The sequence below is a fragment of the Pseudomonas sp. EU05-FHT14B02 genome, from assembly GCF_058791055.1.
In genome coordinates this window covers 182,096-208,497 of the sequence record NZ_JBYTDD010000001.1, presented here as the reverse complement: position 1 = coordinate 208,497, position 26,402 = coordinate 182,096, and the positions used below count along the sequence as shown (strand labels likewise).

27 protein-coding genes are annotated in these 26,402 nt (G+C 59.3%); 19 read left to right on the top strand and 8 right to left on the bottom strand.

Annotated elements, in window-relative coordinates; all coding sequences use genetic code 11:
- Positions 1–36 precede the first annotated feature (36 nt).
- From AC3WTM_RS00915 to norR, 4 genes are all read right to left on the bottom strand, one after another.
- Complete coding sequence (locus tag AC3WTM_RS00915; protein WP_102669131.1) at positions 37–363, bottom strand: hypothetical protein; 327 nt, start codon at positions 361–363, stop codon at positions 37–39.
- A gap of 124 nt (positions 364–487) precedes the next feature.
- The gene (locus tag AC3WTM_RS00910) at positions 488–946 is read right to left on the bottom strand and encodes a GNAT family N-acetyltransferase (protein ID WP_173677885.1); all 459 of its coding nucleotides are present in this window, start codon (positions 944–946) and stop codon (positions 488–490) included.
- A gap of 27 nt (positions 947–973) precedes the next feature.
- Positions 974–1,876, bottom strand: a complete 903-nt coding sequence (locus tag AC3WTM_RS00905) for a chemotaxis protein CheV (RefSeq protein ID WP_046040162.1) — start codon at positions 1,874–1,876, stop codon at positions 974–976.
- Positions 1,877–2,072: 196 nt separating this feature from the next.
- The gene (gene norR, locus AC3WTM_RS00900) at positions 2,073–3,623 is read right to left on the bottom strand and encodes a nitric oxide reductase transcriptional regulator NorR (protein ID WP_102669132.1); all 1,551 of its coding nucleotides are present in this window, start codon (positions 3,621–3,623) and stop codon (positions 2,073–2,075) included.
- Positions 3,624–3,779: 156 nt separating this feature from the next.
- Here norR and hmpA point away from each other — a divergent pair, with 156 nt between their 5' ends.
- Both hmpA and AC3WTM_RS00890 read left to right on the top strand, forming a co-directional pair.
- Positions 3,780–4,961, top strand: a complete 1,182-nt coding sequence (gene hmpA / locus AC3WTM_RS00895) for an NO-inducible flavohemoprotein (protein ID WP_102669133.1) — start codon at positions 3,780–3,782, stop codon at positions 4,959–4,961.
- 207 nt (positions 4,962–5,168) lie between these two features.
- Entirely contained in the window at positions 5,169–5,678 is a 510-nt protein-coding gene (locus AC3WTM_RS00890; RefSeq protein ID WP_102669134.1) for a disulfide bond formation protein B, read from the top strand.
- A 551-nt stretch (positions 5,679–6,229) separates the two neighbouring features.
- Here the strand turns inward: AC3WTM_RS00890 and AC3WTM_RS00885 are convergent.
- Complete coding sequence (locus tag AC3WTM_RS00885) at positions 6,230–6,490, bottom strand: hypothetical protein (protein WP_102669135.1); 261 nt, start codon at positions 6,488–6,490, stop codon at positions 6,230–6,232.
- A 27-nt stretch (positions 6,491–6,517) separates the two neighbouring features.
- Between AC3WTM_RS00885 and cyoA the strand changes: the two genes are divergently transcribed.
- The 7 genes from cyoA to AC3WTM_RS00850 all read left to right on the top strand — a co-directional run bounded on the left by cyoA (position 6,518) and on the right by AC3WTM_RS00850 (position 12,698).
- Positions 6,518–7,462: a ubiquinol oxidase subunit II gene (cyoA, locus tag AC3WTM_RS00880; protein ID WP_057716359.1), complete on the top strand. Its 945-nt coding sequence runs from the start codon at positions 6,518–6,520 to the stop codon at positions 7,460–7,462.
- Positions 7,463–7,465: 3 nt separating this feature from the next.
- Positions 7,466–9,496, top strand: a complete 2,031-nt coding sequence (gene cyoB, locus AC3WTM_RS00875; protein ID WP_015093557.1) for a cytochrome o ubiquinol oxidase subunit I — start codon at positions 7,466–7,468, stop codon at positions 9,494–9,496.
- A gap of 3 nt (positions 9,497–9,499) precedes the next feature.
- Complete coding sequence (locus AC3WTM_RS00870) at positions 9,500–10,120, top strand: cytochrome o ubiquinol oxidase subunit III (RefSeq protein ID WP_030128695.1); 621 nt, start codon at positions 9,500–9,502, stop codon at positions 10,118–10,120.
- On the top strand, positions 10,121–10,456 hold the full coding sequence (gene cyoD, locus AC3WTM_RS00865) for a cytochrome o ubiquinol oxidase subunit IV (protein ID WP_102669136.1): 336 nt from the start codon (positions 10,121–10,123) through the stop codon (positions 10,454–10,456).
- An 11-nt stretch (positions 10,457–10,467) separates the two neighbouring features.
- Complete coding sequence (gene cyoE, locus AC3WTM_RS00860) at positions 10,468–11,355, top strand: heme o synthase (RefSeq protein ID WP_057716357.1); 888 nt, start codon at positions 10,468–10,470, stop codon at positions 11,353–11,355.
- Positions 11,356–11,623: 268 nt separating this feature from the next.
- Entirely contained in the window at positions 11,624–12,262 is a 639-nt protein-coding gene (locus AC3WTM_RS00855) for a DUF6036 family nucleotidyltransferase (RefSeq protein ID WP_173677884.1), read from the top strand.
- A complete protein-coding gene (locus AC3WTM_RS00850) occupies positions 12,246–12,698 on the top strand; it encodes a hypothetical protein (protein ID WP_102669137.1) in 453 nt (150 codons plus the stop codon). Before AC3WTM_RS00855 ends, AC3WTM_RS00850 begins: the two co-directional genes overlap by 17 nt.
- A 283-nt stretch (positions 12,699–12,981) precedes the next feature.
- On the opposite strand, the gene AC3WTM_RS00845 is transcribed toward AC3WTM_RS00850, so the two are convergent.
- Entirely contained in the window at positions 12,982–14,400 is a 1,419-nt protein-coding gene (locus AC3WTM_RS00845; RefSeq protein ID WP_102669138.1) for an aminotransferase-like domain-containing protein, read from the bottom strand.
- 148 nt (positions 14,401–14,548) lie between these two features.
- On the opposite strand from AC3WTM_RS00845, the gene AC3WTM_RS00840 reads away from it, so the two are divergent.
- From AC3WTM_RS00840 to AC3WTM_RS00795, 10 genes are all read left to right on the top strand, one after another.
- Entirely contained in the window at positions 14,549–15,649 is a 1,101-nt protein-coding gene (locus AC3WTM_RS00840) for an MFS transporter (protein WP_102669139.1), read from the top strand.
- A gap of 42 nt (positions 15,650–15,691) precedes the next feature.
- The gene (locus tag AC3WTM_RS00835; protein WP_102669140.1) at positions 15,692–16,972 is read left to right on the top strand and encodes an ATP-grasp domain-containing protein; all 1,281 of its coding nucleotides are present in this window, start codon (positions 15,692–15,694) and stop codon (positions 16,970–16,972) included.
- Positions 16,973–17,020: 48 nt separating this feature from the next.
- Complete coding sequence (locus tag AC3WTM_RS00830; RefSeq protein WP_102669141.1) at positions 17,021–17,515, top strand: RidA family protein; 495 nt, start codon at positions 17,021–17,023, stop codon at positions 17,513–17,515.
- Positions 17,516–17,598: 83 nt separating this feature from the next.
- Entirely contained in the window at positions 17,599–18,084 is a 486-nt protein-coding gene (locus AC3WTM_RS00825) for a cupin domain-containing protein (RefSeq protein ID WP_102669142.1), read from the top strand.
- A gap of 244 nt (positions 18,085–18,328) precedes the next feature.
- Positions 18,329–18,973 (top strand): glutathione transferase, encoded by a 645-nt coding sequence (gene yfcF / locus AC3WTM_RS00820; RefSeq protein ID WP_102669143.1) that lies wholly within the window; start codon positions 18,329–18,331, stop codon positions 18,971–18,973.
- A 32-nt stretch (positions 18,974–19,005) separates the two neighbouring features.
- Positions 19,006–20,346, top strand: a complete 1,341-nt coding sequence (locus AC3WTM_RS00815) for a KamA family radical SAM protein (RefSeq protein WP_102669144.1) — start codon at positions 19,006–19,008, stop codon at positions 20,344–20,346.
- A gap of 31 nt (positions 20,347–20,377) precedes the next feature.
- Complete coding sequence (locus AC3WTM_RS00810) at positions 20,378–21,250, top strand: branched-chain amino acid aminotransferase (RefSeq protein WP_102669184.1); 873 nt, start codon at positions 20,378–20,380, stop codon at positions 21,248–21,250.
- 21 nt (positions 21,251–21,271) lie between these two features.
- Entirely contained in the window at positions 21,272–22,030 is a 759-nt protein-coding gene (locus AC3WTM_RS00805; RefSeq protein ID WP_102669145.1) for a TauD/TfdA family dioxygenase, read from the top strand.
- Positions 22,031–22,097: 67 nt separating this feature from the next.
- On the top strand, positions 22,098–23,057 hold the full coding sequence (locus AC3WTM_RS00800) for a diiron oxygenase (RefSeq protein WP_102669146.1): 960 nt from the start codon (positions 22,098–22,100) through the stop codon (positions 23,055–23,057).
- Between the two features lie 14 nt (positions 23,058–23,071).
- Positions 23,072–23,872: an N-acyl homoserine lactonase family protein gene (locus AC3WTM_RS00795; protein WP_102669147.1), complete on the top strand. Its 801-nt coding sequence runs from the start codon at positions 23,072–23,074 to the stop codon at positions 23,870–23,872.
- A 53-nt stretch (positions 23,873–23,925) separates the two neighbouring features.
- On the opposite strand, the gene AC3WTM_RS00790 is transcribed toward AC3WTM_RS00795, so the two are convergent.
- Both AC3WTM_RS00790 and AC3WTM_RS00785 read right to left on the bottom strand, forming a co-directional pair.
- Positions 23,926–25,356 carry an aminotransferase-like domain-containing protein gene (locus tag AC3WTM_RS00790; protein WP_102669148.1) on the bottom strand — a complete coding sequence of 477 codons (1,431 nt, stop codon included), beginning with the start codon at positions 25,354–25,356 and terminating at the stop codon, positions 23,926–23,928.
- Between the two features lie 217 nt (positions 25,357–25,573).
- The gene (locus AC3WTM_RS00785; RefSeq protein ID WP_102669149.1) at positions 25,574–26,278 is read right to left on the bottom strand and encodes a hypothetical protein; all 705 of its coding nucleotides are present in this window, start codon (positions 26,276–26,278) and stop codon (positions 25,574–25,576) included.
- Positions 26,279–26,402: the final 124 nt, after the last annotated feature.

The window sequence follows — 26,402 nt, the reverse complement described above, 5'->3', positions numbered from 1 at the left end:
CCGTAAAAGCCGCTATCGAAGCAAATTATGCGCCACTCAGTTTGCCTTGCCGGCCGGGCGGATGGAGTCCCATTCGGTGACGTACGCGGTTTTGCTCTTTTTGTTGTACAGGCACAACTCGGTACCTTGTGCGCCTTTCATGTGCTTTTGCGGGTACTGGCCCTGGAGCAGAAGCGCGGTGTAGCCGACCCGGTCATCGAACTGCGCGGCGTTGCCGACCGGTTTGCTGTCCTTCAGGCCGCTGGCCTTGGTGCAACTGGTGAGTACGGCTTTGTCGTAGGTGGCCCAGGCGTCGGGGCTGGAGGCGTGGGCCTGGGAGGTGAGGGCGGTGAGGCAGAATAGAATCAGGGGCGCAGCTTTCATGGTTCAGGCTTCCTTGGGCTGAGTGGCCAAGGCAGGAGTATGCCTGAAAGGTGGATTGAGTCTTTGCTGGCCTCCTCCCTTCAAGTCCTACCATACAAGCGAGCCTGCTCGCGATGGCGGTGTGTCAGAGCGGAACCGGCTCCCGGCGGACCGCGCGCATCCCGACGCTTTCATACAAGCGCCGCGCCCGAAGGTTGTCTTCACGTACCTTCAGATCCACGAAACCTTCACGCCGCTGCTGGAACACCTTGAACGCCTGCAACAACAGCGCACGCCCCAACCCCTGCCCCTGAAACCGCGGGTGCACCACCAGGTTCTTGATATAGGCACTGGTCCAGCACTGACAAACGCCGACCACTTCCTCGGCATCCAGGGCAATGAAGCACAGGGCCGGGTCATATTCCGGATCGGTTTCGAACTGCCGTTGCCACATGTCCAGCGCGGCTACGCGACCACCGCCGTCGAGATAACCGAACTCCATCAACCGGTGCACGGCGGCGCCCAGTTCGGGGCGGTATTCGCTCAGTTGCAGGCCGGTTGGCCAATCAGGGGGCGGCACGACGACAGAGAGGTCGCGCCGCATCAGCCAGCAGAATTCTTCGGTCAACACTCAATAACCCTGTTCGGCGACAGCCTTGGCCGCGGTGATCAGGCACTGGGTCAATTCCGGCGAAGAAAACTTGGTCAGCACCGCGTTCGCCCCCGCCAGTCGTGCTTTCTCGGCGTTCATCGCACTGTCCAGCGAGGTGTGCAGCAGTACATAAAGATGCGCGAAATCCGGGGTTTCCCGCAGGGTGCGGGTGAAGGCGTAACCGTCCATCTCCGACATCTCGATGTCCGAGACGATCAGGTTGATTTGCTGCGCGGTGCCTTGCAGGTCCAGCAGGCAGTCGATGGCTTCCTTGGCGCTGCGTGCCGTATGGCACTGCAGGCCGAGGTTACGCAGGGTGTGCACCGATTGCTGCAAGGCGACCTGGCTATCATCGACCACCAGAATGCGCGCGTTGCCCAGCAGTTCGGCGTCTTCCATGCTCAGTTCGGTCGGCGCCATTTCGATTTGTGCCGGGGCGATGCCATGGATGACTTTTTCGATGTCCAGCACTTGTACCAGGGTGCCATCGACCGACGTCACGCCAGTGATATAGGCACGCAAACCACCGGAGCCGAAGGGCGGCGGGTGGATGTCGGTGGTCAGGCAATGGACGATCTTGCTCACGGCCTGTACGTGCAGGCCCTGCTTGGAGCGGCTGACGTCGGTGACGATCAGGCAGCCGCCGTTCGGGTCTTCCAGCGGACGCTCGCCAATGGCACGGCTGAGGTCGATCACCGACAGCGAGGCACCGCGCAGAGTGGCGATGCCTTTGACGTGGGGATGTGACTCCGGCAGCCTGGTCAGCGGCGGGCAGGGAATGATTTCACTGACCTTGAGCAGGTTGATCGCCATCAGCTTGCCGCTGCGCAAGGTAAACAGCAGAAGCGAAAGTGAGTCTGCGCGGGCTTTGGTGGAGGACATATAAACCTTCTCTGGAAAAAGGTGACGGGCAATCCAGCGATCGCCAATGACTTCGATGCCGGGTTATCGACTTGTTTGGGGCAGGCTTTAACAATTGTGGTGAACAGTAAGGCGCCATCACGAGCAAGCTCGCTCCCACATTAGATCGTCGTCGTTCACACATCCTGTGGGAGCGAGCTTGCTCGCGATGGGGTCATCACTTCATGCCGAGCCTTTTGGCCATCCGCCCAAGATTCGCCCGATCCAAGCCAAGCTCACGGGCTGCGCTTGCCCAGTTGTTGTTGTGCCGCTCCAGACAGGTACCGATCAACTGGCGCTGATAGTTTTCAGTCGCCTCGCGTAAATCACCTGCTACCAACGCCACAGCGGCGATGGCGGGTTGCTCGGCAACGGTTTCAACGCCAGCGCTGGGCAAGTCGAGGTCGGCTGCGCTCAAGCTGAGAATCTTTGGCCGCTCCTTGCAATTGCCCAAGGCTTTCAAGGCGCTGCGGCCGATCAAATGTTCAAGCTCGCGCACATTGCCGGGCCAGTCGTAGGCCAATAACGCGGCCTGGGCGTCGCTGTTCAGGCGCAGGCTGCTGAGGCCCATGTGCGAGCGGTTCTGCTCCAGGAAGTAACCGCTGAGCAGCAGCACATCACGCCCGCGATCGCGCAGGGCCGGCACCAGCAGCGGATACACGCTGAGGCGATGGTAGAAGTCGGCGCGGTAACGGCCGCTGCGTACTTCTTCGGCGAGGTCGCGGTTGGTCGCCGCGATCAGGCGCACGTCGACCTGGTGCTCCTGGTCCGAACCCAGTCGCTGCAGTTGACCGCTTTGCAGCACCCGAAGCAACTTGGCCTGCACGGTCAGCGACAACTCGCCGACTTCATCTAGGAACAGCGTGCCGCCATTGGCCAGTTCGAACTTGCCACGGCGGTCGTTCATCGCCCCGGTGAAGGCGCCGCGAACATGGCCGAACAACTCGCTTTCCACCAAGGTGTCGGGCAGTGCGGCGCAGTTGAGGCTGATGATCGGTTTGTCGGCGCGGGGCGAGGCGGCATGGATGGCTTGGGCCACCAACTCCTTGCCGACCCCGGTTTCACCGGTGATCAACACGGTCAGGTCACTACCGCCTACCAGGCTGATTTCTTCGACCAGGCGCTTGTGGGCCTTGCTCTGACCAATCATCTCGCGATTCTGCTGGCCGCTGGCCTGGCGGTAGACCTCGGCGCGCTGATGCTCATCTTCGACCCGGTTGTTCAACCGCTCGATGCGCTCGGCGGCGTTGACCGTAGCGGCCGCGAGGCTGGCGAAGGCTTGCAGGGCATCCAGTTCGATCGGTTCGAAGCGCTCCGGGTCGAGGGCATCGAGGGTCAGCAGGCCCCATGGGCGTTCGTCGATGAACAACGGGCAACCCATGCAGTCGTGGACTTCCAGATGATCATCCAGGCCATCGACCAGGCCGTCATAGGGGTCAGGCAAGTCGCTGTCGGCAGCGAAACGGGTCGGGCCGGGGCCGCTGAGCAGCGCTTCGAAACGCGGGTGTTCGCTGACCTTGAAGCGCCGGCCGAGGGTGTCGGTACTCAAGCCGTCAACGGCCAGTGGTACCAGCCATTCACCATCAAGACGCAGCAGGGCGGCGGCGTCGCACGGTAGCAGGGCGCGCATGGCTTCCAGCAGGCGTCGATAGCGTTCGCTCTCGGGCAGTTCGCGGGACAGGTCGGCGACCAGGGGCAGCAGAGCAGTGAGCAGGGATTTTGCAGTCATAGTGACTCCGTGTAGTCGGTATGACTATAAATCAGTCAGTGTCTAAATGACTATTAAGTTATTAAGTTATTGATTTATAACGATTAAATAGTTGGCACGAAAGCTGATGCGCATAGGGTAGTCCGTTAGCAACCCAAGAAGACCAGGAGTCACCTAATGCTGAGCGCTCAAGACCGTGCCATCGTCAAATCCACCGTGCCGCTGCTCGAAAGTGGTGGTGAGGCGCTGATCACGCACTTCTACCGCATGATGCTCTCCGAATATCCGCAAGTCCGCCCGCTGTTCAACCAGGCCCACCAGGCTAGCGGTGATCAGCCGCGTGCCCTTGCCAACGGCGTATTGATGTATGCGCGCCATATCGATCAGCTCGACCAGTTGGGCGACCTGGTGGCCAAGATCATCAACAAGCACGTGGCCCTGCAAATCCTCCCGGAGCACTATCCGATTGTCGGCAGCTGCCTGCTGCGGGCCATTGCCGAAGTATTGGGCGAAGAGATCGCCACTCCTGAAGTGATCGCGGCCTGGAGCGCGGCCTACGGTCAACTGGCGGACATCCTGATCGGTGCCGAAACCAGCATCTACGACCAGAAGGAACAGGCACCGGGCGGTTGGCGCGGGGCGCGGGAATTCATCGTGGCAGACAAGGTCGAGGAGAGCGCCGAGATCACTTCGTTCTACTTCGAACCCGCGGACAAAGGCCCGATCCTGCTGGCAGAACCTGGCCAGTACATCGGCATGAAACTGATCCTCGACGGTGAAGAGATCCGTCGTAACTACTCGCTGTCGGCGCTGGCAAACAAAGGCCAGTACCGCATCAGCGTCAAACGCGAGGCCGGTGGCCGCGCTTCCAACTTCCTGCACGACCAATTGCATGTCGGCGCCAGCATTCAGTTGTTCCCGCCATCGGGCGAGTTCGTCCTGACCGCCAGTGACAAGCCACTGGTACTTATAAGCGGTGGCGTCGGCATCACCCCGACCCTGGCGATGCTCGAAGCGGCGCTGGAAACCCAGCGGCCGGTGCATTTCATCCACTGCGCGCGCAACGGCAGCGTCCATGCCTTCCGCGACTGGATCGATGGCCTGGCTGAGCGTCACCCGCAACTCAAACGCTTTTACTGCTATTCCGAGGACGACGGCGTGAGCCCGGCGGCGCACAAGATGGGGTTGTTGAGCCAGCAGCAGTTGCATCAATGGCTGCCGCAAGAGCGCGATCTGGATGCCTACTTCCTGGGGCCAAAAGGCTTCATGGTCGCGATCAAACGCCACCTCAAGGCATTGGGTGTGCCGGAGAAGCAAAGCCGTTATGAGTTCTTCGGGCCGGCGGCGGCGCTGGAGTAAGGGGTTGTGGCGGCTCGGGGGACCGAGTCGCCTGCTTCGCGAGCAAGCCACACCTCGGTCCTGAACTGAAAAAAAGTCAGAAAGTTAATCCCTTCTTAACCGCCTTATCGTCTATTCCCCCCGAATCCCCCTCACATGCTCCAGACTCTCAAAGGTCCGGGCCAGCGTGTAGACTGACGGGCAATCGAAATATTGAAGGGAAACGCGATGAGCGATGAATCCATGCGGTTGGGGCGTGAACGGCGCTATCTGGTGTTTTTGGGAATCATTTGCCTGGCGCTGATCGGCGGCGCGCTGTACATGCAAATTGTTCTGGGCGAGGCCCCTTGCCCGCTGTGCATCCTGCAGCGTTACGCGTTGCTGCTGATTGCGATCTTTGCCTTCATCGGTGCGGCCATGCGTGGCCGTCGCAGCATCACGGTGTTTGAAACCCTGGTGGTGATCTGTGCAGTGGCAGGTGCAGGCGTTGCCGGGCATCACGTCTATACGCAGTTCTATCCGGCGGTCAGCTGCGGCATCGATGTGCTGCAACCGATTGTCGATGACTTGCCGCTGGCGAAGATCTTCCCGCTGGGTTTCCAGGTCGATGGTTTCTGCTCCACGCCATACCCGCCAATCCTTGGTCTGTCGCTGGCACAGTGGGCGCTGGTTGCCTTCGTGCTGATCGTGGTGCTGGTGCCGTTGCTGACCTCGCGTAACCGCAAAGCGCTGCGCTGAGGTCAACTGCCGCCTCCCATTGTCGGACAAAAAAGCCCCGGTCCTCGAAGAGAGGGTCGGGGCTTTTTTTGTCTTGCAGAGCACATTTCAGAGGCCGGGTAAAAAGACTGTGACGGGTGGCAATCAAGGGTGCGACAAGTGTGCGACATGTTGTCACAGAGCGAGTGCCGCAGGGCGTTCGAGATGGCCGGATTGGTACATGGAAACGTAACGAAATTGGCTTGTTTTGCAGGCTTCCGGTTTTTTCCATTGCGGGCACGAACAGGCAGTTTTAACAGGCTCTGGCGAATGGCCAGAGCCCCCGTCATATCGGGCCTTGGGCAAGGTAAAGGGCCGAGATGAGGGGCACGATACTGTCTGAACCGTGGGTGGAAGACCTACTTATTTTGGTGTTTTTGTTGAGAATTAATTTCGATAAGATGCGCCACTTTTGCGAAAACGGTTAATGATTGTTGCCGGTTCGGATAAAAATTATTTCGGGATGAGACATGGTTTATAGAACGTTACATATCTACAATCGCCCGCACTGAATTCCCGGCACTGCTCAAATCTTAACCAGGGGTGAGCAGGAACAGGGTGTCGAGAGGTCTGGTGGCTTCATGCGATTCCCAGGTGTCGGAGCCTCCAACTACCCGCACCAAATGGAATTGGTCTGTAACAAGGCCTTTGACCACGTATTCGAATAAGAACTCACCGCAGGCCCGGGATTTGTCGTACAGCGTCTGACGCACGACGGGCATGCCCTTATTCAATCCAAGAAAAATGCCAACCCTTGGCAGGGTGAAGTGTTGGCGATCAAAACCCAACTGCATTGCGCAAGCTGCTTTAGAGGTCGTGAGATGAGTAAAAACAGGTACCCCAGACTACTAGGCTTATTGCCGCTGATCGGCACGTTGTTGCTGTCAGGCTGCAACATGACCTTGCTCAATCCCAAGGGCCAGGTTGGTCTGGACGAGCGAAACCTGATCATCACCGCAACGCTGCTGATGCTGTTGGTCGTCGTTCCGGTCATCATCATGACGTTCCTGTTCGCCTGGAAATACCGCGCGTCCAACACCAACGCTACCTACACCCCGAAATGGAACCACTCCACCAAGATCGAGATCGCGGTGTGGGCTGTTCCAGTGCTGATCATCATTGCCCTGGGTTACGTCACCTACAAGTCGACCCACGCCCTTGACCCGTACAAGCCTCTGGAATCCGACGTCAAGCCTGTGACCATCGAAGTGGTCGCGCTGGACTGGAAGTGGCTGTTCATCTACCCGGAACAAGGCATCGCCACGGTCAACAAGATCGTGTTCCCGGCGCACACCCCGATCAACTTCAAGATCACTTCCGACGCCGTGATGAACTCGTTCTTCATCCCTGCGCTGGGCGGCCAGATCTACGCGATGGCGGGCATGCAGACCAAGCTGCACCTGATCGCCAACGAGAACGCCGAGATGGACGGTATCTCCGCCAACTACAGCGGCGCGGGTTTCACCGGTATGAAATTCAAAGCGATCGCAACTTCCCAGGAAGATTTCGACGCCTGGGTAAGTGAAGTCAAAAAGGCACCTAAGCAGCTTGAACAAGCTGAATACGCAGCCCTTGCCAAGCAAAGCCAGAACAACCCAGTCGAGCTCTACTCCTCGGTGACGCCGAACCTGTTCCAGACCATCGTCGACAAGTACGAAGGCATGAAACCGGGTCCGAAAGTGAAGCACGAGAAAGAAGAGAAAGAAGTGGCCGCTACGCAAGGAATGGACATGAACTCGCATTCAGCTGCCGGGGCAGAGGAGTAAACGATGTTTGGTAAATTAAGTTGGGAAGCAGTCCCGTTCCACGAGCCGATCGTAATGGTGACCATCGCCATGATCGCGCTCGGTGGTCTGGCGCTGTTCGCTGCAATCACCTACTTCAAGAAGTGGACCTACCTGTGGACCGAGTGGCTGACGTCGGTCGACCACAAGAAAATCGGCGTGATGTACATCATCGTCGCCATGGTCATGCTGCTGCGCGGCTTTGCCGACGCCATCATGATGCGTACCCAGCTGGCCATGGCCACCGAGGGTTCGCCTGGCTACCTGCCACCTGAACACTATGACCAGATCTTCACCGCCCACGGTGTGATCATGATCATCTTCATGGCGATGCCATTCTTCACCGGCCTGATGAACCTTGCAGTGCCGCTGCAGATCGGCGCGCGTGACGTTGCCTACCCGTTCCTGAACTCCCTGAGCTTCTGGCTGCTGGTTTCCGGCGTGGTGCTGATCAACCTGTCCCTGGGCGTTGGCGAATTCGCCAAGACCGGCTGGGTTGCCTATCCGCCGCTGTCGGGCCTGCAATACAGCCCTGGCGTGGGGATGGATTACTACATCTGGGCGCTACAGCTATCCGGCCTGGGTACGACGCTGACGGGGGTCAACTTCCTGGCCACCGTGCTGAAAATGCGTACCCCTGGCATGAAGCTGATGGACATGCCGATCTTCACCTGGACCTGCACCTGGGCCAACGTCCTGATCGTGGCTTCGTTCCCGATCCTGACCGCTACCCTGGCACTGCTGACGCTTGACCGTTACATGGATTTCCACATTTTCACCAATGAACTTGGTGGCAATCCGATGATGTACGTGAACCTGTTCTGGGCATGGGGTCACCCTGAGGTGTACATCCTGATCCTGCCAGCGTTCGGTATCTTCTCCGAAGTCATCTCGACCTTCACCGGCAAGAAACTGTTCGGTCACCACTCGATGGTCTACGCATCGGGCGCGATCTCGATCCTGGGCTTCATGGTTTGGTTGCACCACTTCTTCACCATGGGTTCGGGTGCCAGCGTCAACGCCTTCTTCGGTCTGGCGACGATGCTGATTTCCATCCCGACGGGTGTGAAGCTGTTCAACTGGCTGTTCACCATCTACCAGGGCCGTCTGCGTTTCACCAGCCAGGTTCTGTGGACCCTGGGCTTCATGGTGACCTTCGCCATCGGCGGCATGACCGGCGTACTGCTGGCCATCCCGGGTGCTGACTTCGTTCTGCACAACAGCCTGTTCGTGATCGCGCACTTCCATAACGTGATCATCGGCGGTGCGGTATTCGGTTACATCGCAGGTTTCGCGTTCTACTTCCCTAAAGCGTTCGGCTTCAAGCTGCACGAAGGCTGGGGCAAGGCAGCGTTCTGGTTCTGGATCTCGGGCTTCTTCGTCGCGTTCATGCCGCTCTACGCGCTGGGCTTCATGGGTATGACCCGTCGTCTGAACGCCACCACCAACCCTGAGTGGGTGCCGTACCTGTACGTCGCCATGTTCGGTGCGGTGATGATCGCCGTGGGTATCGCTTGCCAGCTGATCCAGCTGTACGTCAGCGTGCGTGACCGCAACAAGCCGGAAAACATGTGCGAACACGGCGACCCGTGGAATGCCCACACCCTGGAATGGTCGACCTCGTCGCCACCACCGTTCTACAACTTTGCCGTACTGCCGAAAGCCGACTGCATCGACCCGTTCACCGAAGCCAAGGAAAACGGCACCGCGTACAAGGCTCCGGCCAAGTACCAGCCGATCCACATGCCTAACAACACCGCCACCGGTGTGGTCATGGGCGCGCTGTTGACCGTGTTCGGTTTCGCGATGATCTGGCACATCTGGTGGCTGGCAATCGCCAGCCTGGCCGGCACCGTGATCTACTTCGTGATCCACGCGGCCCGTGATGATCAAGGCTATATGGTGCCGGTCGACGTGATCGAACGCATCGAAGCCGAGCAGCACAAGCGTCTGGTAGCGGCAGGGAAAATCCCGGCCACCGCCACCCGTGTTGAAACCTCGTTGGAACAGGCTTAAACCATGTCGAATTTAGTGACCAATGTTGGACACGCCCATGGTGACCATGGGCACGATGACCACCACGACTCGGGCGAGATGACCGTATACGGTTTCTGGCTCTACCTGATGACCGACTGCATTCTGTTTGCGTCGATCTTCGCGGTGTACGCGGTACTGGTTAACAACGTAGCGGGTGGTCCGTCGGGCCACGACATCTTCGAACTGCCATATGTGCTGGGCGAAACCGCTCTGCTGTTGTTCAGTTCGATCACCTACGGCTTCGCCATGCTGGCGTTCTACCGGGGCAACAAGAAGCAGGTCCTGGGCTGGTTGGCCATGACCTTCCTGTTCGGCCTGGGCTTCATCGGCATGGAGATCAACGAGTTCCACATCTTGATCTCCGAAGGCTACGGCCCTAGCCGTTCCGGCTTCCTGTCCGGGTTCTTCACCCTGGTCGGTACCCACGGTCTGCACGTGACCAGCGGTCTGATCTGGATGGCGATCATGATGTACCAGGTCAACAAGCATGGCCTGACGTCGACCAACAAGACTCGCCTGAGCTGCCTGAGCCTGTTCTGGCACTTCCTGGACGTCGTGTGGATCTGCGTATTCACCGTTGTTTACCTGATGGGGACTATGTAAATGGCTAACGCACATTCCCATGGCCACGACGACGCCGGTCACGGCAGCTACAAGTCGTACGCCATCGGCTTCATCCTGTCGGTGATCCTGACCGTCATTCCATTCGGTCTGGTGATGTACCCGACACTGCCGAAGTCGATCACCCTGTTGATCGTCCTGGCGTTCGCGATCGTCCAGGTGCTGGTGCACCTGGTGTACTTCCTGCACCTGGACCGTTCGGCCGCGCAGCGAAACAACGTGATTGCGTTTGTCTTCGCCGCGATCGTGATTGTCCTGCTGGTTGGCCTGTCGCTGTGGATCATGTTCAGCATCCACACGTTCATGATGGCGAAGTGAGGTAAGTCCGCATGTCCCTCAAGCACTTTATCCAAATCACCAAACCGGGGATCATTTTCGGTAACGTGCTTTCTGTGGCAGGCGGATTTTTCCTGGCCTCCAAAGGGCATGTCGATCTGGCCATCTTCCTGGCCGCCATGATCGGCACGTCCCTGGTGGTTGCCTCCGGTTGCGTGTTCAACAACTGCATCGACCGCGACATCGACCTGAAGATGGAACGCACCAAGAACCGGGTGCTGGTCCAGGGCTTGATCTCCCTGAAACTGGCCCTGATCTATGCGACCGTCCTGGGTGTCGCCGGCGTTGCGCTGTTGTACAAGGTGGCCAACCCGTTGGCCGCACTGTTCGCAGTCATCGGCTTCGTGATCTACGTCGGCTTCTACAGCCTATACCTCAAGCGCAAGTCGGTTCACGGCACGCTGGTGGGCAGTCTGTCGGGCGCCATGCCGCCGGTGATTGGCTACGTCGCAGTCAGCAACACCTTCGACATGGCCGCGCTGACCCTGCTGGTGATGTTCAGCCTGTGGCAGATGCCGCATTCCTACGCCATCGCGATCTTCCGCTTCAACGATTACCTGGCCGCATCGATTCCGGTGCTGCCGGTGAAGCGCGGCATCCAGGTGGCCAAGAAGCACATCCTGCTCTACATCCTGGCGTTCCTCGTGGCGACCTTGATGCTGACCTTCAGCGGCTACGCCGGCATGAGCTACCTCGCCGTCGCCGCGGCCATGGGCATGTACTGGCTGTACATGGCCTGGACCGGCTACAAGGCAGTGGATGACACGGTCTGGGCACGCAAGCTGTTCGTGTTCTCGATCTTCACCATTACCGCGTTGAGCGTGATGATGTCCCTGGACTTCAAAGTGCCGGCGGAGTTGTTGCTGACGTACGCGCCGTAAGGTTTAGATGCTGCATCAAAAAGCCCCGCCTTCGAGAGAAGAGCGGGGCTTTTTGTTGGGTGCTTTCTGCGGGACCGCGTTGCCGCCATCGCGAGCCTGCTTGCTATGGCCGCGACGCGGACTGACAGGCCTCTTACGATAGGCGGCCTGACCGGCAAAAATGCTTACGGATTTGCCTGAACTTTCCCACGGGTTTTTCAGGTTGAGGGTCGGAAGTCGCCTATCTAGCCTCGGGAGCGGTTATTACGAGCATCCCAGAGGATCTACGATGGAGCTGCCAGAGGTAATCACCCCGCGTGTTAATACGGAAACAGCGTTGGGGCAGGCTTTGATTTCAATATTCAAATCTGTCGAAGCGGAACTGGAGCTAGAGAACGCAGGACCAGGGGCCGTCAAAATTATCGTTTTCGGTGGCTGCGCTATTCACCTTTATACCCATCATCGCGTTTCCACCGACGTCGATGCCGAGATTTATGAAGCTCATGTTCCCGAAGGTTTACACCTGCAAACCATGCTCGCAGAGATACCCGAACAGTTTGTTGATGAGCGATCCGGTCGATTGATGGAGCTGAACTACGACCTGCAATACAACACCAGTTTTGGTCCGATACATGAGGACTATTGGGAGCGGAGCCTTCCTATTGAAGCGTTTCCGATAGAGTCCCCGCTGCACGTTCATATCGCAGCACCTGTCGACATTGCCATCTCCAAACTGGGCAGAGCGACCGATCAGGACATTGGTGATATCAAGGCACTTCTCAGGGCTGGTTTCATCCTGACTACCGAGTTCCGTCGACTGGCATTGCAGGCGATTGATGTATATGTTGGCAACAAGGAGCCACCAATCTCCGTTCTCACTAATATTTTGCATGATTATCTGGAGAGCACAGATGACGAAGCCCCATAGCGGCCACGTCCTCTCAGCCGCCTTGGACACGCTGGTAAAAAGACCTTTAAATCAAGCGGATGACGCTGCTCTCGTGAGCGCCGCCAAAGCTGTCTGGTACTCGGACTCAAATCTTGAAAGCGAGGTAACCGCTTTTTTGAATCGTCACACTGACGAAGTGGAGGTCCGGCGCGCTGGCTATCTGCTCGAGCGATTCACTCGATTTACTTGCTTGTCCGATCTGCGGGTGTCGGAAACGCTCAATGTCCTCGAGCTTTTTGCACATTCGACTTCCGTGCAAGCCGTGATGCTACAAACCGTCACGCCATTGCGTCGACGCCGTGATGAACTCGCTGTCTCTTGGGGGTTGAGTGAGGGCCTCGGCCTAAAAGCCCAAGCCCTCATGCCTTTTCAGACCCGGCATTACGAAGCTGAGCAGCGCGCCATGTTTTCCTGAGCTCTGGTTGCAGCGAAGAGGCTGCATCGTTTGGCCCAAAAATTGAAACGGCCTGCAGCGCAAAGCCCCTCCTTTCGAGAGAACGGTGGGGCTTTTTCATTCATGCGCGGTTGTTACAGGGGGTATCGAGCACCTTCACCACGTTATCGCTGATATCGGGTACGACGCTGAACCCTTGTGGGAGCGAGCTTGCTCGCGATGGCGGCGTGTCAGGCAACATCAATTTTGAATGTGACGGCCTCATCGCGAGCAAGCTCGCTCCCACAAGATCGGTGGTCGTCGGTTACTTGCTTTGCTTATCAAGCAACCGGAAAAACCGCTCGCGCACTTGCAAGCTATCGCTGTGCGCCACATTGAAGCGCAGGAACTGGCTGGCATCCGGCCCTTTGCTCAGCAAGGTGCCCGGCGCCAATACCATATTGTTCTCCAGCCCCTGGCGAGCCAGGTTTTCGGCATGCAGGCCGTCCGGCAACCGCGCCCATATAAACACCCCTTCTCCGGGAAGCGAGGAAAGCGAACACCCAGCCTCCGCCAACCAACTGGCCACACGACTGTTCGATTCATACAGCCGATCCACCGTGCGCCGCGCATGCTTGGCATAGCTGCCGTCGCTGAGCATGGTGCAGGTGATCTGCTCCGCCAGTTCCGAGGTCACGCCCCCGCAGGCCATTTTCAACGCGACCATCCGCGCCGCCAATTGTGGCGAGAGCACGGTGTAGCTGACCCGGCTGTTGGCGGTCAGGGTCTTGGAGAAGCCGGAGACATAACTCACGTTGTCCAGCCCGCTGGCGGCCAGGCGCGGGGTGCGGCGTTGCTGGATGTCGCAGTACAGGTCGTCTTCGACGATGTGGAAGCCATGGCGGTGGCTCAGTTCCAGCAAGCGGTAAACCTGGGCCGGGGTGAACGAGTGGCCGGTGGGGTTATGCAGTGTGCTGTTGGTCATGTACAGCACGGGTTTGTGGGCGATCAGCAGTTGCTCGAAGGCGTCGAGGTCCATGCCGTCGCAATCCCGTGCGATGGTGATGACCTTGGCCCCGTGCAGCGCCAGGTTGGCGTGCATGTTGAAGTAGCAGGGGTCGTCGAGCAGTACGGTGTCGCCGGGTTTGACCAGCAGGCGCATCAGCAGGTCGATGGCCTGCATGGTGTTGGCGGTGGTGATGATCTGGTCCACCGGCGCTTCGATGCCGAAGGTCGCCAGTTTCACCCGCAAGGCCTGGCGCAACGGCAAGTAACCGCCGGCCACGCCGTACTCGCCCATGCGCAACGACGTTGCTCGCAGGGTACTGCGCACGGCTTTCTGCAATTCTTCGGCGGGTAGCCACGAGGTCGGCAGAAAACCGCAGCCGGGACGCAGCGCGCCGTTGTCCAGCAGCAAGGCGCGACGAATCACGCTGAGGGTGTCCTGGGGTTGCAGGTCCGGGCCGGCACCGCTTTTCAGCGCCGCTTCGGAGCGATGCACGTAATGCCCGGAGCCCTGGCGCGACACCACCAGCCCCTTGGCCCGCATGCGGTCCAGTGCATCGACCACCGTGGACTTGCCCACGTTCATCAAGTCGGAGAGTTCGCGAATCGGCGGCAGCTTGGCGCCGTGGGGCAGGCCCCCGGTGCTGATGGCATGCGTCAGCTGATCGACGATCTGCTGCACCAGCGGCGCGCCGGGCTGGAACTCAATGGCGGCAATGACTGCACGTTGAACCTGCATTTTACTGGTCTCTTGGGCAGTAAAGTTCGTTGGATTCTATACGAACTTGCCCTGATCAGGACAAGCCTCTCTCTCTACCATGCCCTTACAGACTTTTCTGAATGTCAGCCTGTGTCGGCGGGCGTTCACCCGGTTCCTGAGGTGCTGCATGAGTGTCGAAACAACGGTCGCGGTGGCTAAACCGGTCATTAACCTGCGGCTATTCACGATCCGGATCATCACCGCCGTCTCGCTGTTCGCGGTGCTGGGCAAGGCCAACGTCTGGCTCGACACGGCCACCAACAGCATCCTGGCCCTTGGATATCGCGCCTTGTTGCTGCTGTTGCCCCTGACTTTACTGGTGCTTGGCCGCCGCTCCCTGAGCGTCACGCTGCTGTGTGCCGGCCTTGGCCTGGTGTTGCTGGCGCTCACCAGCAATCAAGGCATGGTGATGTTTGCTGCCGCCCTGTTTGCCTACGGCATTGCCATTGCCGGTTACCTGATCAAGAGCGAAGCGGCCCAGACCAAGGAAGGCGCGGCCTACAACCGCGTAGCCATGAACATGGGCAGCCTGGTGGCCGGTTTGATTCTGCTGTCGCCGCTTCTCACGCCGACGATGTTTTTCCTCGGCGCGGCGGCCTTCGTTTTGCTGTGCCTGCCAATCGCCCTCGGCGCGACCTTCACCACCGAGCCGGTGGTAGCCCGCCCGGCCACTCAGGTCGGCAGCAACTGGGGCAATAAACTGCCCTGGGTGATCGCCGGGATCATCATGGGCATCAAGCTGTTCGGGGTGTTCTCGATCCTGCCACAGGCAATCCTGCTCAAGACCGGCGAGTTGCCGGCCTGGTACGGTTTGATGCTGATCCTCAACAGTGCCGTGGTGGTCTTCGCCCAAGTGCCGGTGATGAAGTTGATCGAGCGCACCGGGCGCTACAAGGTCGTGGCAGTGATCGGGATCATCGTCGGCGGTTTTGCGGTGCTGTCTTCGCCTGCCGCGTTCCACGTCGAAACCCTCGCCGGGGCGCTGGTCTGGGTGGCGCTGCTGTCCATTGCCGAATGCGCCTTCAGCTACCTCGATTACTTCTCCGTCAAACAGAACAACATGTTCGTCAAGGAAGTGTCCCTGGGCATCGGGGCCGGGCTGACCGTGTTGATCATGCGGGTGGTGCCGGCGCCGTATAACGCGCTGGTGCTGGCCGCCATCGGTGCCGCAGGGATCCTGGCCTGGTACTGGCTCAACCGTAAATCCAATGCGTCGTTGCATGACTGAGTCATCGCCGCTGCGGTTTTCACTTTGCAGGTCAGGGGCATTATGAATACGACTTCATGTGTAGTAGTGGTCGGTTACAACGGCAATCGGGTGCACGACATCCAGAAACTGCGCGAACTGTGCAAGTCGCTCTACAACGCCAGGCTCATCCTGCTGGTCGAGCAAATTCAACCCCATGACGACCAAGTGGCCGATCACGTCTGCAGCACTTCGCTGGCTGAAGAAGATATGGCGGCGTCCCTTGAACTGGTGGTGGGGTGTCTGAATGTCGACAGTTGGAAAGTGATCGGGATACTGCCGTTCTCCGATCGCGGCGTGCTGCTTGGTGCAGCGCTGGCCACTCACTTTGGCCTGCCGGGCATTACCCCGGAAGAAGCGCGGGCGGGCCTGGACAAGCAGGTTTTCCGTCGGCTCGAAGCGGCGGCCAGCACCGCCCCCGGAGAATACCGGCCGGTGTTTTCCGCGCGGGTCGAAAACCTGTCGGAACTGCGCCAGCGCGTCGTCGAGCTGGGCGGCAAGGCCTTCATCAAACCGGCCTGCGAAGGTGCGAGCCGGGGCTGTCGCGTCATCCATCACCCTTCGGAATGCGATGACGCCTGGCTGGCCCTGAAGCCTTACCGCGAAGGCGGCATCGTCCTTGAAGCGCTGGTGCAGAACGCCCGTGAATACAGCTGGGACTGTGTGGCCGGCAGCACCTGGGTGACGGAAAAAACCACCACCGAAGGCGCCTACCGCGCCGAGATCCAGCAAGTGGTGCCTGCGCCCTTGTCGGTGGACGTGCAGGCGCGGCTGATGGCGGCTGGCCGGCACATGTCGGCGCTGGTCTCCGAGGACAACGGTGCCTGGCACAACGAAGTGTTCCTGCGCAGCGACAACCTGACCTCGGCCGTGGAAACCAACATGCGCCCCGGCGGCATGCACATCTGGGACCTGGCCAAACGCGCCTTCGTCAATTTCGATCCGTGGGAACGCTGGGTGCGCTGGGCGGTGGAAGGCAAGACCGAACAGCATGAGCCAGTGGCCCGCGGCTACTGCGGCATTCGCCTGCTCAGGGCGCCGGCCGGCGGCATCCTGCGGGCGACGCCCGACATCGCCACCGTGGCCCGTTCGCTGCGCATTGAACTGGTGGACGGCCAGTACGCCAAGCGTATCGGTGACTCGGTCAGCGCGCAGGTCAAGGACAACTTCTCATTCATCGGCCACATCGTGTTGTTCAACGAACACTACGGGCAACTGAGCAACGACCTGTTGCGTCTGGCCGAGGTGATTGAGTCACGCATCGAGGTGACTTGCCTGGCACCGGCCACTCGAGCCGTGTGTTGAGCCAGCAAGCCCCCGTTTTTTGCATTACTGATCAAGAGGATTCGATCAATGATCCAGCACATGACCTGCGATGAACGCTTCATCGCCCTGGCCAAAGAGTTTGGTTATGACATTTACGGCGAAAACACCGCAGGCGGGCATTACGCGCCGTTGATCCGTCATCACGATGAGCTGTACATCAGCGGCCTGGTGCCACGCATGAACGGCAAGATCCATTACCCCGGCCGCGTCGGACTGGACCTCACCATGGCTGATGCGCAGGCGGCCGCCAGCATCAGTGCGATGCGTGGGCTGGCGTTGATCGTCGATGCCATTGGTTCGCTGGACAAGATCAAGTCACTGATCCGGGTAACGGTCTATGTGAGGTCCACGGCGGACTTTGTCGATTTGAGCGAAGTGGCCAACGGCGCCTCGGATGTGTTCAGCCATGTACTGGGCGATGCCGGCAAACATACGCGCACCACAGTCGGTGTTTATCAGTTACCCAAGAATGCCGCGATAGAAGTGGACATGATTGCCGCCTTGCGCCCATCGGTTGTGTAAGTTGTTTTCCGACTTTACAGCGCTGAATCCTTAACTTAAGGTTCGGCGCTAAAGTATGGGGAATAATAAGAAAGGATGTGCGAATGGATAATTTTCAAGGTGCATTTTTTTCATATAAGGACTTTCGTCAAAGCCTGCACCATCGAGCGACAAGTCCCAAGGTATGGAAAGGCACTGAACTAGCGAGTATGCGTGAGGCCTTGGAAGCCAGCGACGTTGATATTGTCGCGTTGGCTCATGAAAAGAGCATTGGGGGCTGTGAAGTGACGCCTGGCATGGCGATCGCCATGCAATGGCTCAACCCCGGTGTGACGCTCAATGGTCATGCCCATTCCTGGTGGCATCTGTTCATTATCCAGTGCGGCAGTGGTGTGTTGACCCTCGACGATGCCGATGGGGTCGACGTCAGCAGGGGCGACGTGCTACTGGTGCCGGCCTGGACCAAACATGGGTTCGTCAACACCAGCAAATACGAGCCTCTGGCGATGCTGAACATGAGCAACATGCCACAAATGGCACTGCTCTCGAACTTTGCCGACAGCCATGGCCTGATCACCACCCAGCCGTAATTTCCCAGCGCATCAGCCAAGGGAGCCAACCATCGTTGGCTCCCTTTTTTGTTTTTCAGACCTGCCGCCAGTATCGCCTTTTGCAGCGCTATTGCCGGGATTTTGGCTGCGTATCTGTCGGTGAAAAAACAACTTTCTGTATCGATTGAATCAGGCAAATTCTGTATCTATTCAGCCTTCATCCAACTAACTACGATCTCTTCCAATGCAAGTTAATCCCTGCAGTCAGTGAATGGAGTGCTCTATGGATAACAGGAAGCTAAAACTGTATATCGGCGCCGACTATGTCAGCGCTTTTGCGATGTCGGCTTTTGTGGCGCTCAAGGAAAAGCAACTTTCATTTGAACTTGTTACTGTCGATCTAAAAGCACGCGAAAACTATCTGGCGACTTATCGCAATCTTTCGCTGACCTGCAAAGTTCCAACGCTGGTTCACGACGATTTTGCCTTGTCGGAATCATCGGCGATTGCCGAATACCTCGATGAACTCTCCCCGGGGCATAAAAAACTCTATCCGCAGGACATCCGCCAGCGCGCCCGTGCCCGTCAATTGCAGGCCTGGTTGCGCAGTGACTTGTTGGTGGTGCGCAAGGAGCGCCCGTTTGACCTGGTGTACTTCGGCAAGAAAAACACCGTGCTGTCCGACGAGGCCCAAGCCGCCGTCGAGCGCTTGTTCTTCGTCGCCGGACATTTGCTGGAAGAGGGCGCCGAGCATCTGTTCGGTGACTGGAGCATTGCCGACACCGACCTGGCAATCATGCTCAACCGCCTGGTTGCCAACGGCGATCCGGTGCCGGCACGGCTCGCGGCATATGTGCGTCGCCAGTGGGATCGCGACAGCGTTCGGGCGTGGATGGACATAGAGCGCAAAGCGCCGGCCATCGCGTAACAACACTCAGGGCAATCACCAGGAGCGCGGCCATGCAAGGACTGTCGGAGCACGAACGCTACAAACCCTATAACTCACGCACCATCCGCGACACACCCTACTGGCACAAGCTGACGCCGGCGTTGCAGGAGGCCATGACCGTGGTGGCCCGGGTCATGCCGTTTCGCACCAACGAATACGTGCTGGGCACGCTGATCGACTGGAGCAACATCCCCGACGATCCGGTTTTCCGCATGACTTTTCCCCACAAGGACATGTTGCTGGCGGAGGAATATGCCTCGCTTAAACAACTGATCGAGCAGGACGACAGCGCGGCGATCAAGCGTCGGATCGAGGCGATCTGGCGGCGCATGAACCCGCATCCGGCCGGGCAGTTGACCCACAACGGAGTCACCCTCAACGGCAAGGTCCTGCCGGGCATCCAGCACAAATACCGCGAGACCGTGCTGTTTTTCCCCGGTGCCGGTCAGACCTGTCACGCGTACTGCACCTTCTGTTTCCGCTGGGCGCAGTTCATCGGCGAGGAACAACTCAAGTTCAACGCCCGTGAGTCCCAGGAGCTGGTCAGTTACCTGAGGGTGCACACCGAAGTGACCGACGTGCTGATTACCGGCGGCGACCCGATGATCATGAACACCCGCTCCCTGGCCGGTTACATCGAGCCGCTGCTGGATTTGCCACACCTGAAGAACATCCGCATCGGCACCAAGTCCGTGGCGTACTGGCCGCAGCGTTTTGTCAGCGATAAAGATGCACCTGAACTGCTGGAGCTGTTCCAGCGCATCGTCGCGGCGGGGAAAAACCTGTCGATCATGGGCCACTACAACCACCCGGTGGAGATCCGCCAGACCATCGCCCGCCAGGCCATCGAGCGTATTCGCTCGACGGGCGCGACGGTACGCATGCAGGCGCCGGTGATCCGCCACGTCAACGAAAACCCCGCTGACTGGGCGGCGCTGTGGACCGAAGGGGTGCGGCTCGGGGCGGTGCCTTATTACATGTTCGTCGAGCGTGACACCGGGCCCAGCCACTATTTCGCGATGCCGCTGGCCCGGGCCTTCGAGATCTTCCAGGCGGCGTACCGCACGGTATCGGGGCTGGCGCGAACGGTGCGCGGGCCGTCCATGAGCACCTTCTACGGCAAGGTGTTGATCAACGGCATCGAGACCGTCGCCGGGGAAAAGGTCTTCGTCTTGCAGTTCCTCCAGGCACGCAATCCGCAATGGGTGTTGCGCACGTTCTACGCGCACTTCGATCCGCAAGTGACCTGGTTTGACGACTTGCAACCGGCCTTCGGCGAGCGTGCGTTCTTCTTTCAGACCGAGTTCACCGCCGTGCCGGAATTGATACCTGTGTTGCTGGAAACAGCGTAGGAAAAATCATGAAAAATGGGGAGATATGGATATGAGCAGTATCCCGTTTGATCAGCGCGAGGGCGTTATCTGGCTCGACGGCGAGTTCGTCGAGTGGTCCCGGGCGCAGTTGCATGTGCTGACCCATGGCCTGCATTACGCGAGTACCGTGTATGAAGGCGAGCGGGTCTACAACGGCAGGATTTTCAAGCTGCGCGAACACAGCGAACGCTTGTATCGCTCGGCGCAATGGATGGACTTTGCCATCCCCTATGAGATGGCTGAACTGGAAGCGGCGAGCCATGAACTGCTGCAACGCAACAAGGTTGTCGACGGCTACCTGCGCCCGGTGGCCTGGCGTGGCAGTGAAATGATTTCCACCTCGGCGCGATTCAACCGTGTGCACGTGGCTATCGCGTGCTGGCAGTGGCCGAGCTATTTCGACCCGGCGGCGCGCATGGCCGGTATCCGCTTGAAGACCGCGAGCTGGCGCCGCCCGCCGCCGAGCAGCAGCCCGTTCGAGGCCAAGGCCTCCGGGCATTACCAGATCGCCACGCTGAGCAAGCACGACGCCGAGAACACGGGGTACCACGATGCGCTGATGCTCGACTGGCGCGGCCACGTTGCCGAGGCCACCAGCGCCAATGTGTTTTTCGTCAAAGACCGGACGCTGCACACCCCGCTGCCGGATTGCTTCCTCAACGGCATCACCCGCCAGACCGTGATCGAGTTGGCTAAAACGCTGGACTACCAGGTCGTCGAACGCACGATTTTGCCTACGGAGCTTGGCGACTTCGATGAGTGTTTTCTCACCGGCACCGCCGCCGAAATCACCCCGGTGCAGAGCATCGATGAGCAGCATTATCGACCGGGCGGCGCCTGCCGCGACTTCATCGCCGCTTACACCTCAACCGTAAACGCCTGATCACCTGCCAGGAATCTCACCATGTCAGACCAAGGGATTGTTGCGTCTCAACCTTGCATTTCGCTCGGCCATCGTCACGAAGAACTGTCGACGTTGGGCTGGACGGTGCTGATCCCGGACGAATTTGCCGATGATGTCGTAGGCACCTTGTGCGAGTTCGGTCGGATCATTCCGCAGTTCAACGGCCAGACGGCCTTTGCCATTACCCGCAAGCCGGGTTACGAAGACTTGCCGTATTCCCAGAGCATGAACGGCATCGGCCCGCACACTGAAGCGCCGGTGTACGGGCCGCCGCCACGCTATCTGGCGTTGCATTGCCATAAACAGGCCAGGTGCGGTGGCGGGCACACCGGGTTGGTGGACGGTTATGAATTTCTCAAGTCCCTGGAGCGCAGCGAACCGCAACTGCGCGAGTGGCTGGATGACACGCCGGTAGAGTTTGTCGCCACCGCCAAACCGGGTGAACCGGGACAGCGGCGGGTCAAGGAGTACATCCTCACGCCTACGGAAGACGGGGATATTTTCCGCTTCAGCTACAACCAGTTTCACTACGGCGACGTGAACCCGTCCAAGGAAGCGTTGCAGCAATCACTGGTGACCAACAACACCTCGCCGCTGGCCAGGTTTGCCGTGCTCGGCGAAGCGTACTTCGTCGAGCACAACGTTCCGGTGTTGATTCCCGACGGATGCCTGCTGATTTGGGACAACTGGCGGATGATTCACGCCCGCAGTCGTTACACTGACCCGGCGCGCAACCTGACCCGCTATTGGCTGGCCTGATTTTTCCGTCGCCCTACATTCTTTTGGCGTACCCCCTGGCGGGTACGCGCCTTACAGGTATCGCGTCATGCAAACAGCAATCGAGATCGCCCAGGTCGATCATCAACTGATCGTGCGGCTCAACCGGGCCTGGACCAAGCGCGCCACAGTGTGTTCGCCGGACAGGGGCCAGGTGGAAGAAGTTTTTGATCCCGCGCGGCCGGACTACCCGGAGTGCATGGTGCCGTTCTTCCATCATCCGAAATTCCAGGCCTTGAGCGACGAGCTCAAAAGCAGCGTGGTGACCTGGGGCTGGATCGGCTACAACCTGCGCACCGTCACCGCCGAAGAACACGTGGTCAACCCGGCACTCAGTGTCATCGCCAATCAGTACCTGGGCAAGGATGACTGGCATTTTCGCGAGGCCATGCAACAGACGCTGATCGACGAGCACTACCACACGCTGATGCATCTGCGGGCCATCGAACGGACCAAACTCGACCGGGCGCTGGATCAGGATCTGGACTTGCCACCCTCCGTCACTTACCTGCGCCTCAAAGCCCAGCGTGAAGCACTGCCCGAGCAATGGCAGCGGGATCTGGCGGCGATCACGTTTGCGGTGGTGGCCGAGATCAGCGTCAACGCCTATCTGGACTTGCTGGCGGACGACCAGACCATCCAGCCGCAGAACCGCCGGGTGGCCGAACTGCACAACCGCGACGAGTACGCCCACAGCAAGGTGCTGGCCGAAGTGGCGAAGGTCATGTACGCCAACATGCAGCCCACTCAACGGGAATTTTTCGCACGCAACCTGTCGGTGGCGCTGAGTGCTTTTATCGCTCAGGACTACTCCATGTGGGAGGCGATTCTGACGCAGCTCGGGGTCGAGGAGGCGGCGCTGATCATTGCCGACACCCGCGAGAGCAACAAGAACGCGACCATCATGCGTGACTACAGTGGCCTGCATAAATTGGCCCATGACCTGGGCATCAGCGATCAGATCGATTTCGATTTCCGTCCGACCCTCAAAACCACGGCGGTCGCCTGAACCCGGAGGTGCTTATGTCCACACCTGTGTACGAAGTGTTCGCCATCCGTGTCGGTGCAAACGCCCAGCGCACCGCCAGGGAGAATTTTCTCTACGACGCCTGCTGCGGTGATCCGAATGCACCGATGCCGCTGGACTACTACTTCTGGGTCATCCGCAACGAGCAGCAGGTGATCGTGGTCGACACCTGTTTCCAACCGGCCACGGCGCACCGGCGCGATCGCCAGATGTATCGCCGGCCGGAAGAATCCCTGCGGCAACTGGACATCGATCCGGCCCGGGTCGAGCACCTGATCCTGACCCATTTGCATTGGGATCATGCCGGCAACCTCGGGTTGTTCCCCAAGGCGACCGTGCATTTGCAGGAAGCGGAGCTGCGTTTCTGCACCGGGCCGAAAATGGTCCATCGCACGGTGAATAAAACCTACGAAGTTGAGGACGTGATGTCGGCGTTGCCGCCGCTGTTCGAAGGGCGGATGCGTTTGCACAACGGTGTTGTCGAGGTCGTTCCGGGCGTGACCCTGCATCCGGTAGGCGGGCATACACCGGGCAGTCAGGTGGTGCGGGTAGCGACCGAGCGTGGCTGGATTGTGCTGGCCTCGGATGCCGCGCATTTGTGGGTCAACATTCGTGAGCGCAGTCCGTTTCCGATTCTCGATGACCTGGCGCAAACCCTTGAAGCCTTCACTGAGATCGACCGTCTGGCCGACAGCGAAGACCATGTCATCCCCGGCCACGACCCGCTGATTGCCGAGCGTTTTCCGCACTGGAATGATGACCCGCATATCATTTGCCTGCACCAGAACCCGCACTGAAGATCACCCCAAAACCTGTGGGAGCGAGCAAGCTCGCTCCCACAGGGTCGCGGTTAACCCTGATTTTTCAGGATACGTCCCAACGTCTGCAGTGCCTCATCAATCCGCGGCGAATACGGCGCGCCACAGCCGATGCGCACAAAGTGATCGAAACGCCCGGCATTGGAAAAGATATCCCCAGGTGAAATCTGGATGCCGGCCTTCAATGCGTCGTGAAAAAACGTCATCGATGAATACCGGCGAGGCAGTTCCACCCATAACAGCGTGCCGCCTTGCGGGTGGGTCACGCTGGTGCCGATGGGAAAATAGCCGGTGATCGCTGCGCTCATCTGCTCGCGTTGTACGGTCAGGGTTTTCCTCAACCGCCGCAGGTAACGCTCGTAGGACGGTGTACGCATGAACTCGCTGGCCGCCAGTTGCGATAACGCCTCGCACCCTCGTGACTGCGCATGTTTGAGCATTTCCACGCGGTCGTGCCATTTGCCGGCGCTGATCCAGCCAAGGCGCATGCCCGGTGCCAGAGTTTTGTTCAGCGAGGCGCAATAGATCACGTTGTCGGTGCTGTCCCAATGTTTGAGCGTGGACAGCGGCTGCTCGGTGTCCACCAGGTCGCCGTAGGAGTCGTCCTCGATCAGCACGGTGCCGTGCTCGGCGCACAGTTTCACCAGCCGTGCCTTGTTGGCATCGGGCATGATGCTGCCTGACGGGTTTTGCAGGTTGGGAATGACGATCAGCGCCTTGACCCGTTCGGGGCCTTGTAGCAGCCGTTGCAGGGCCTGCAGATTGAGCCCGGTATGGGCCGAGGCCGGGACTTCCAGCACGCGCAGGTTCAGGCTTTCGAGAATTTGCAGCAGACCGTAGAAGGTTGGCGACTCCACGGCCACGGTGTCGCCGGGGCGGGTGACCGCACGCAAGGCCAGATTGATCGCCTCGGTGGCGCCGTTGGTGATCACGATCCGCTCGGGGGCCAGGTGGGTCTTGCTGGCCAGTGCCCGCCGGGCCAGGATGTTGCGCAATGCGCTGTTGCCGCAGGCACCGCCCGCGGTGCCGAGCAGGCAGGCGTCGTAGCGTAGCGCCTTGATCATGTTGTCTTGCAAGGTCTTCAGTGGGTAAAGCTGCGGCGCACAGTAGGCGCTGGCGAAATTGACCTTGATCGTTGCGCGCTGACTGGCCTTGAGCACCGAGCAGACCTGTTCATGAATGCCGACATACGCGCGGGTGTCCAGCGCTGGCGCCGAGGTCGTCGGGATGGGCCGGGGCACAGTGTCAGGCTGGCGAATGTAGTTGCCGGAGCGTGGCCGGGCTTCCAGCACGCCATAGTCCTCCAGCTCCCGGCATACCTGCACGGCGGTCGAAAGGCTGACGGCGTGTTTTTCCATCATCAACCGAATCGAGGGCATGCGTTCACCGGCTTTCAGGGTGCCGCTGCGGATAGCGTCCAGGTAGTGGTTGGCCAGTTGGCGATACAAGGGGGGCGTGTTCATGATGACCTCGACAGTGCACCACTGAGGTCTGGGCTGGAAAGTGAGTTGACGCTCCCCGCAGGCGGACCTGTGGTGCTCATGGGTGAAGGGAAGTGGTGTTCTGCGTCGATACTGGAAGAGTAATCGCGGTTTTGCCCGAATCACGGGCAATAAAAAGCCCCGCACTGATGGCGGGGCTCATGGGGCAGTCCCTCAGGAACGGGTGGCGAGGGGCGCCTTACTGCGCGGCGATGCTGTACCCGTGGAACGCTGTCTGCTGCTGCAGGGCGGTGATGATGTTCTTGCGGTTGACCGCTTGCTCGGCGCCGCTGTTGTCCAGGAACGTCTCGCTTTCCAGTTCCGCCTCTTCGCCTTCGCCAACGAAGGTGAAGCCGAGGAATTCGAGGGCTTCACGGTCGACGCTCAGGCGCGAGCGCGGGGTGCGCAGCGGCAGGGTGACGCTGATGCCGTCTTTGCTGATGGTGAACACTTCGACTTCTTTCTTCGCCTTGGCGGCTTTGCTCTTGCCGCCGCTCGGGTTGCTGATAGCCTGGTGGGTCTGGTTCAGCACCTTCAGGGCTAGGCCGTAGACGATTTCCTGGAACGCCGGGTCGTCCTTGAAGCTGGACAGGATGCGGCTGATCGGGAATTTGCTGCTCAGGTCTTCGAGGGCGGCGATATCGGCGGCCTCGGCGTCCTTGAGCTGCTTGAGCTGGCCCATCAGTTCGTAGGCTTTATCGTCATCGAAGCTGTCGTGGGCTTGGCGGATCGCGGCGCGCAGTTCGCGGATCTGGTCGCTTTCGCGGGTGGACTGGAACGCGTCCAGCACCATCTCGCTGATGGTCTTGGCCTGAGGCACGTGTTGTGAAAGATTGATGGAGTTTTCGTATTCCGCTTTGGACGACAAGGTGACAACGGTTTCAGCGGTATTGGAATCGGACATTGAAATTTCACTACTTCTTTGAACTTGAATAGGGGCGAAAAAGCCCGGGGGCTTTTTCAGGCCGACTAATCTATTGGACCGGGACGGTGTTGTCACGGATCAACAGGCGGCCGGTCATGTTTTT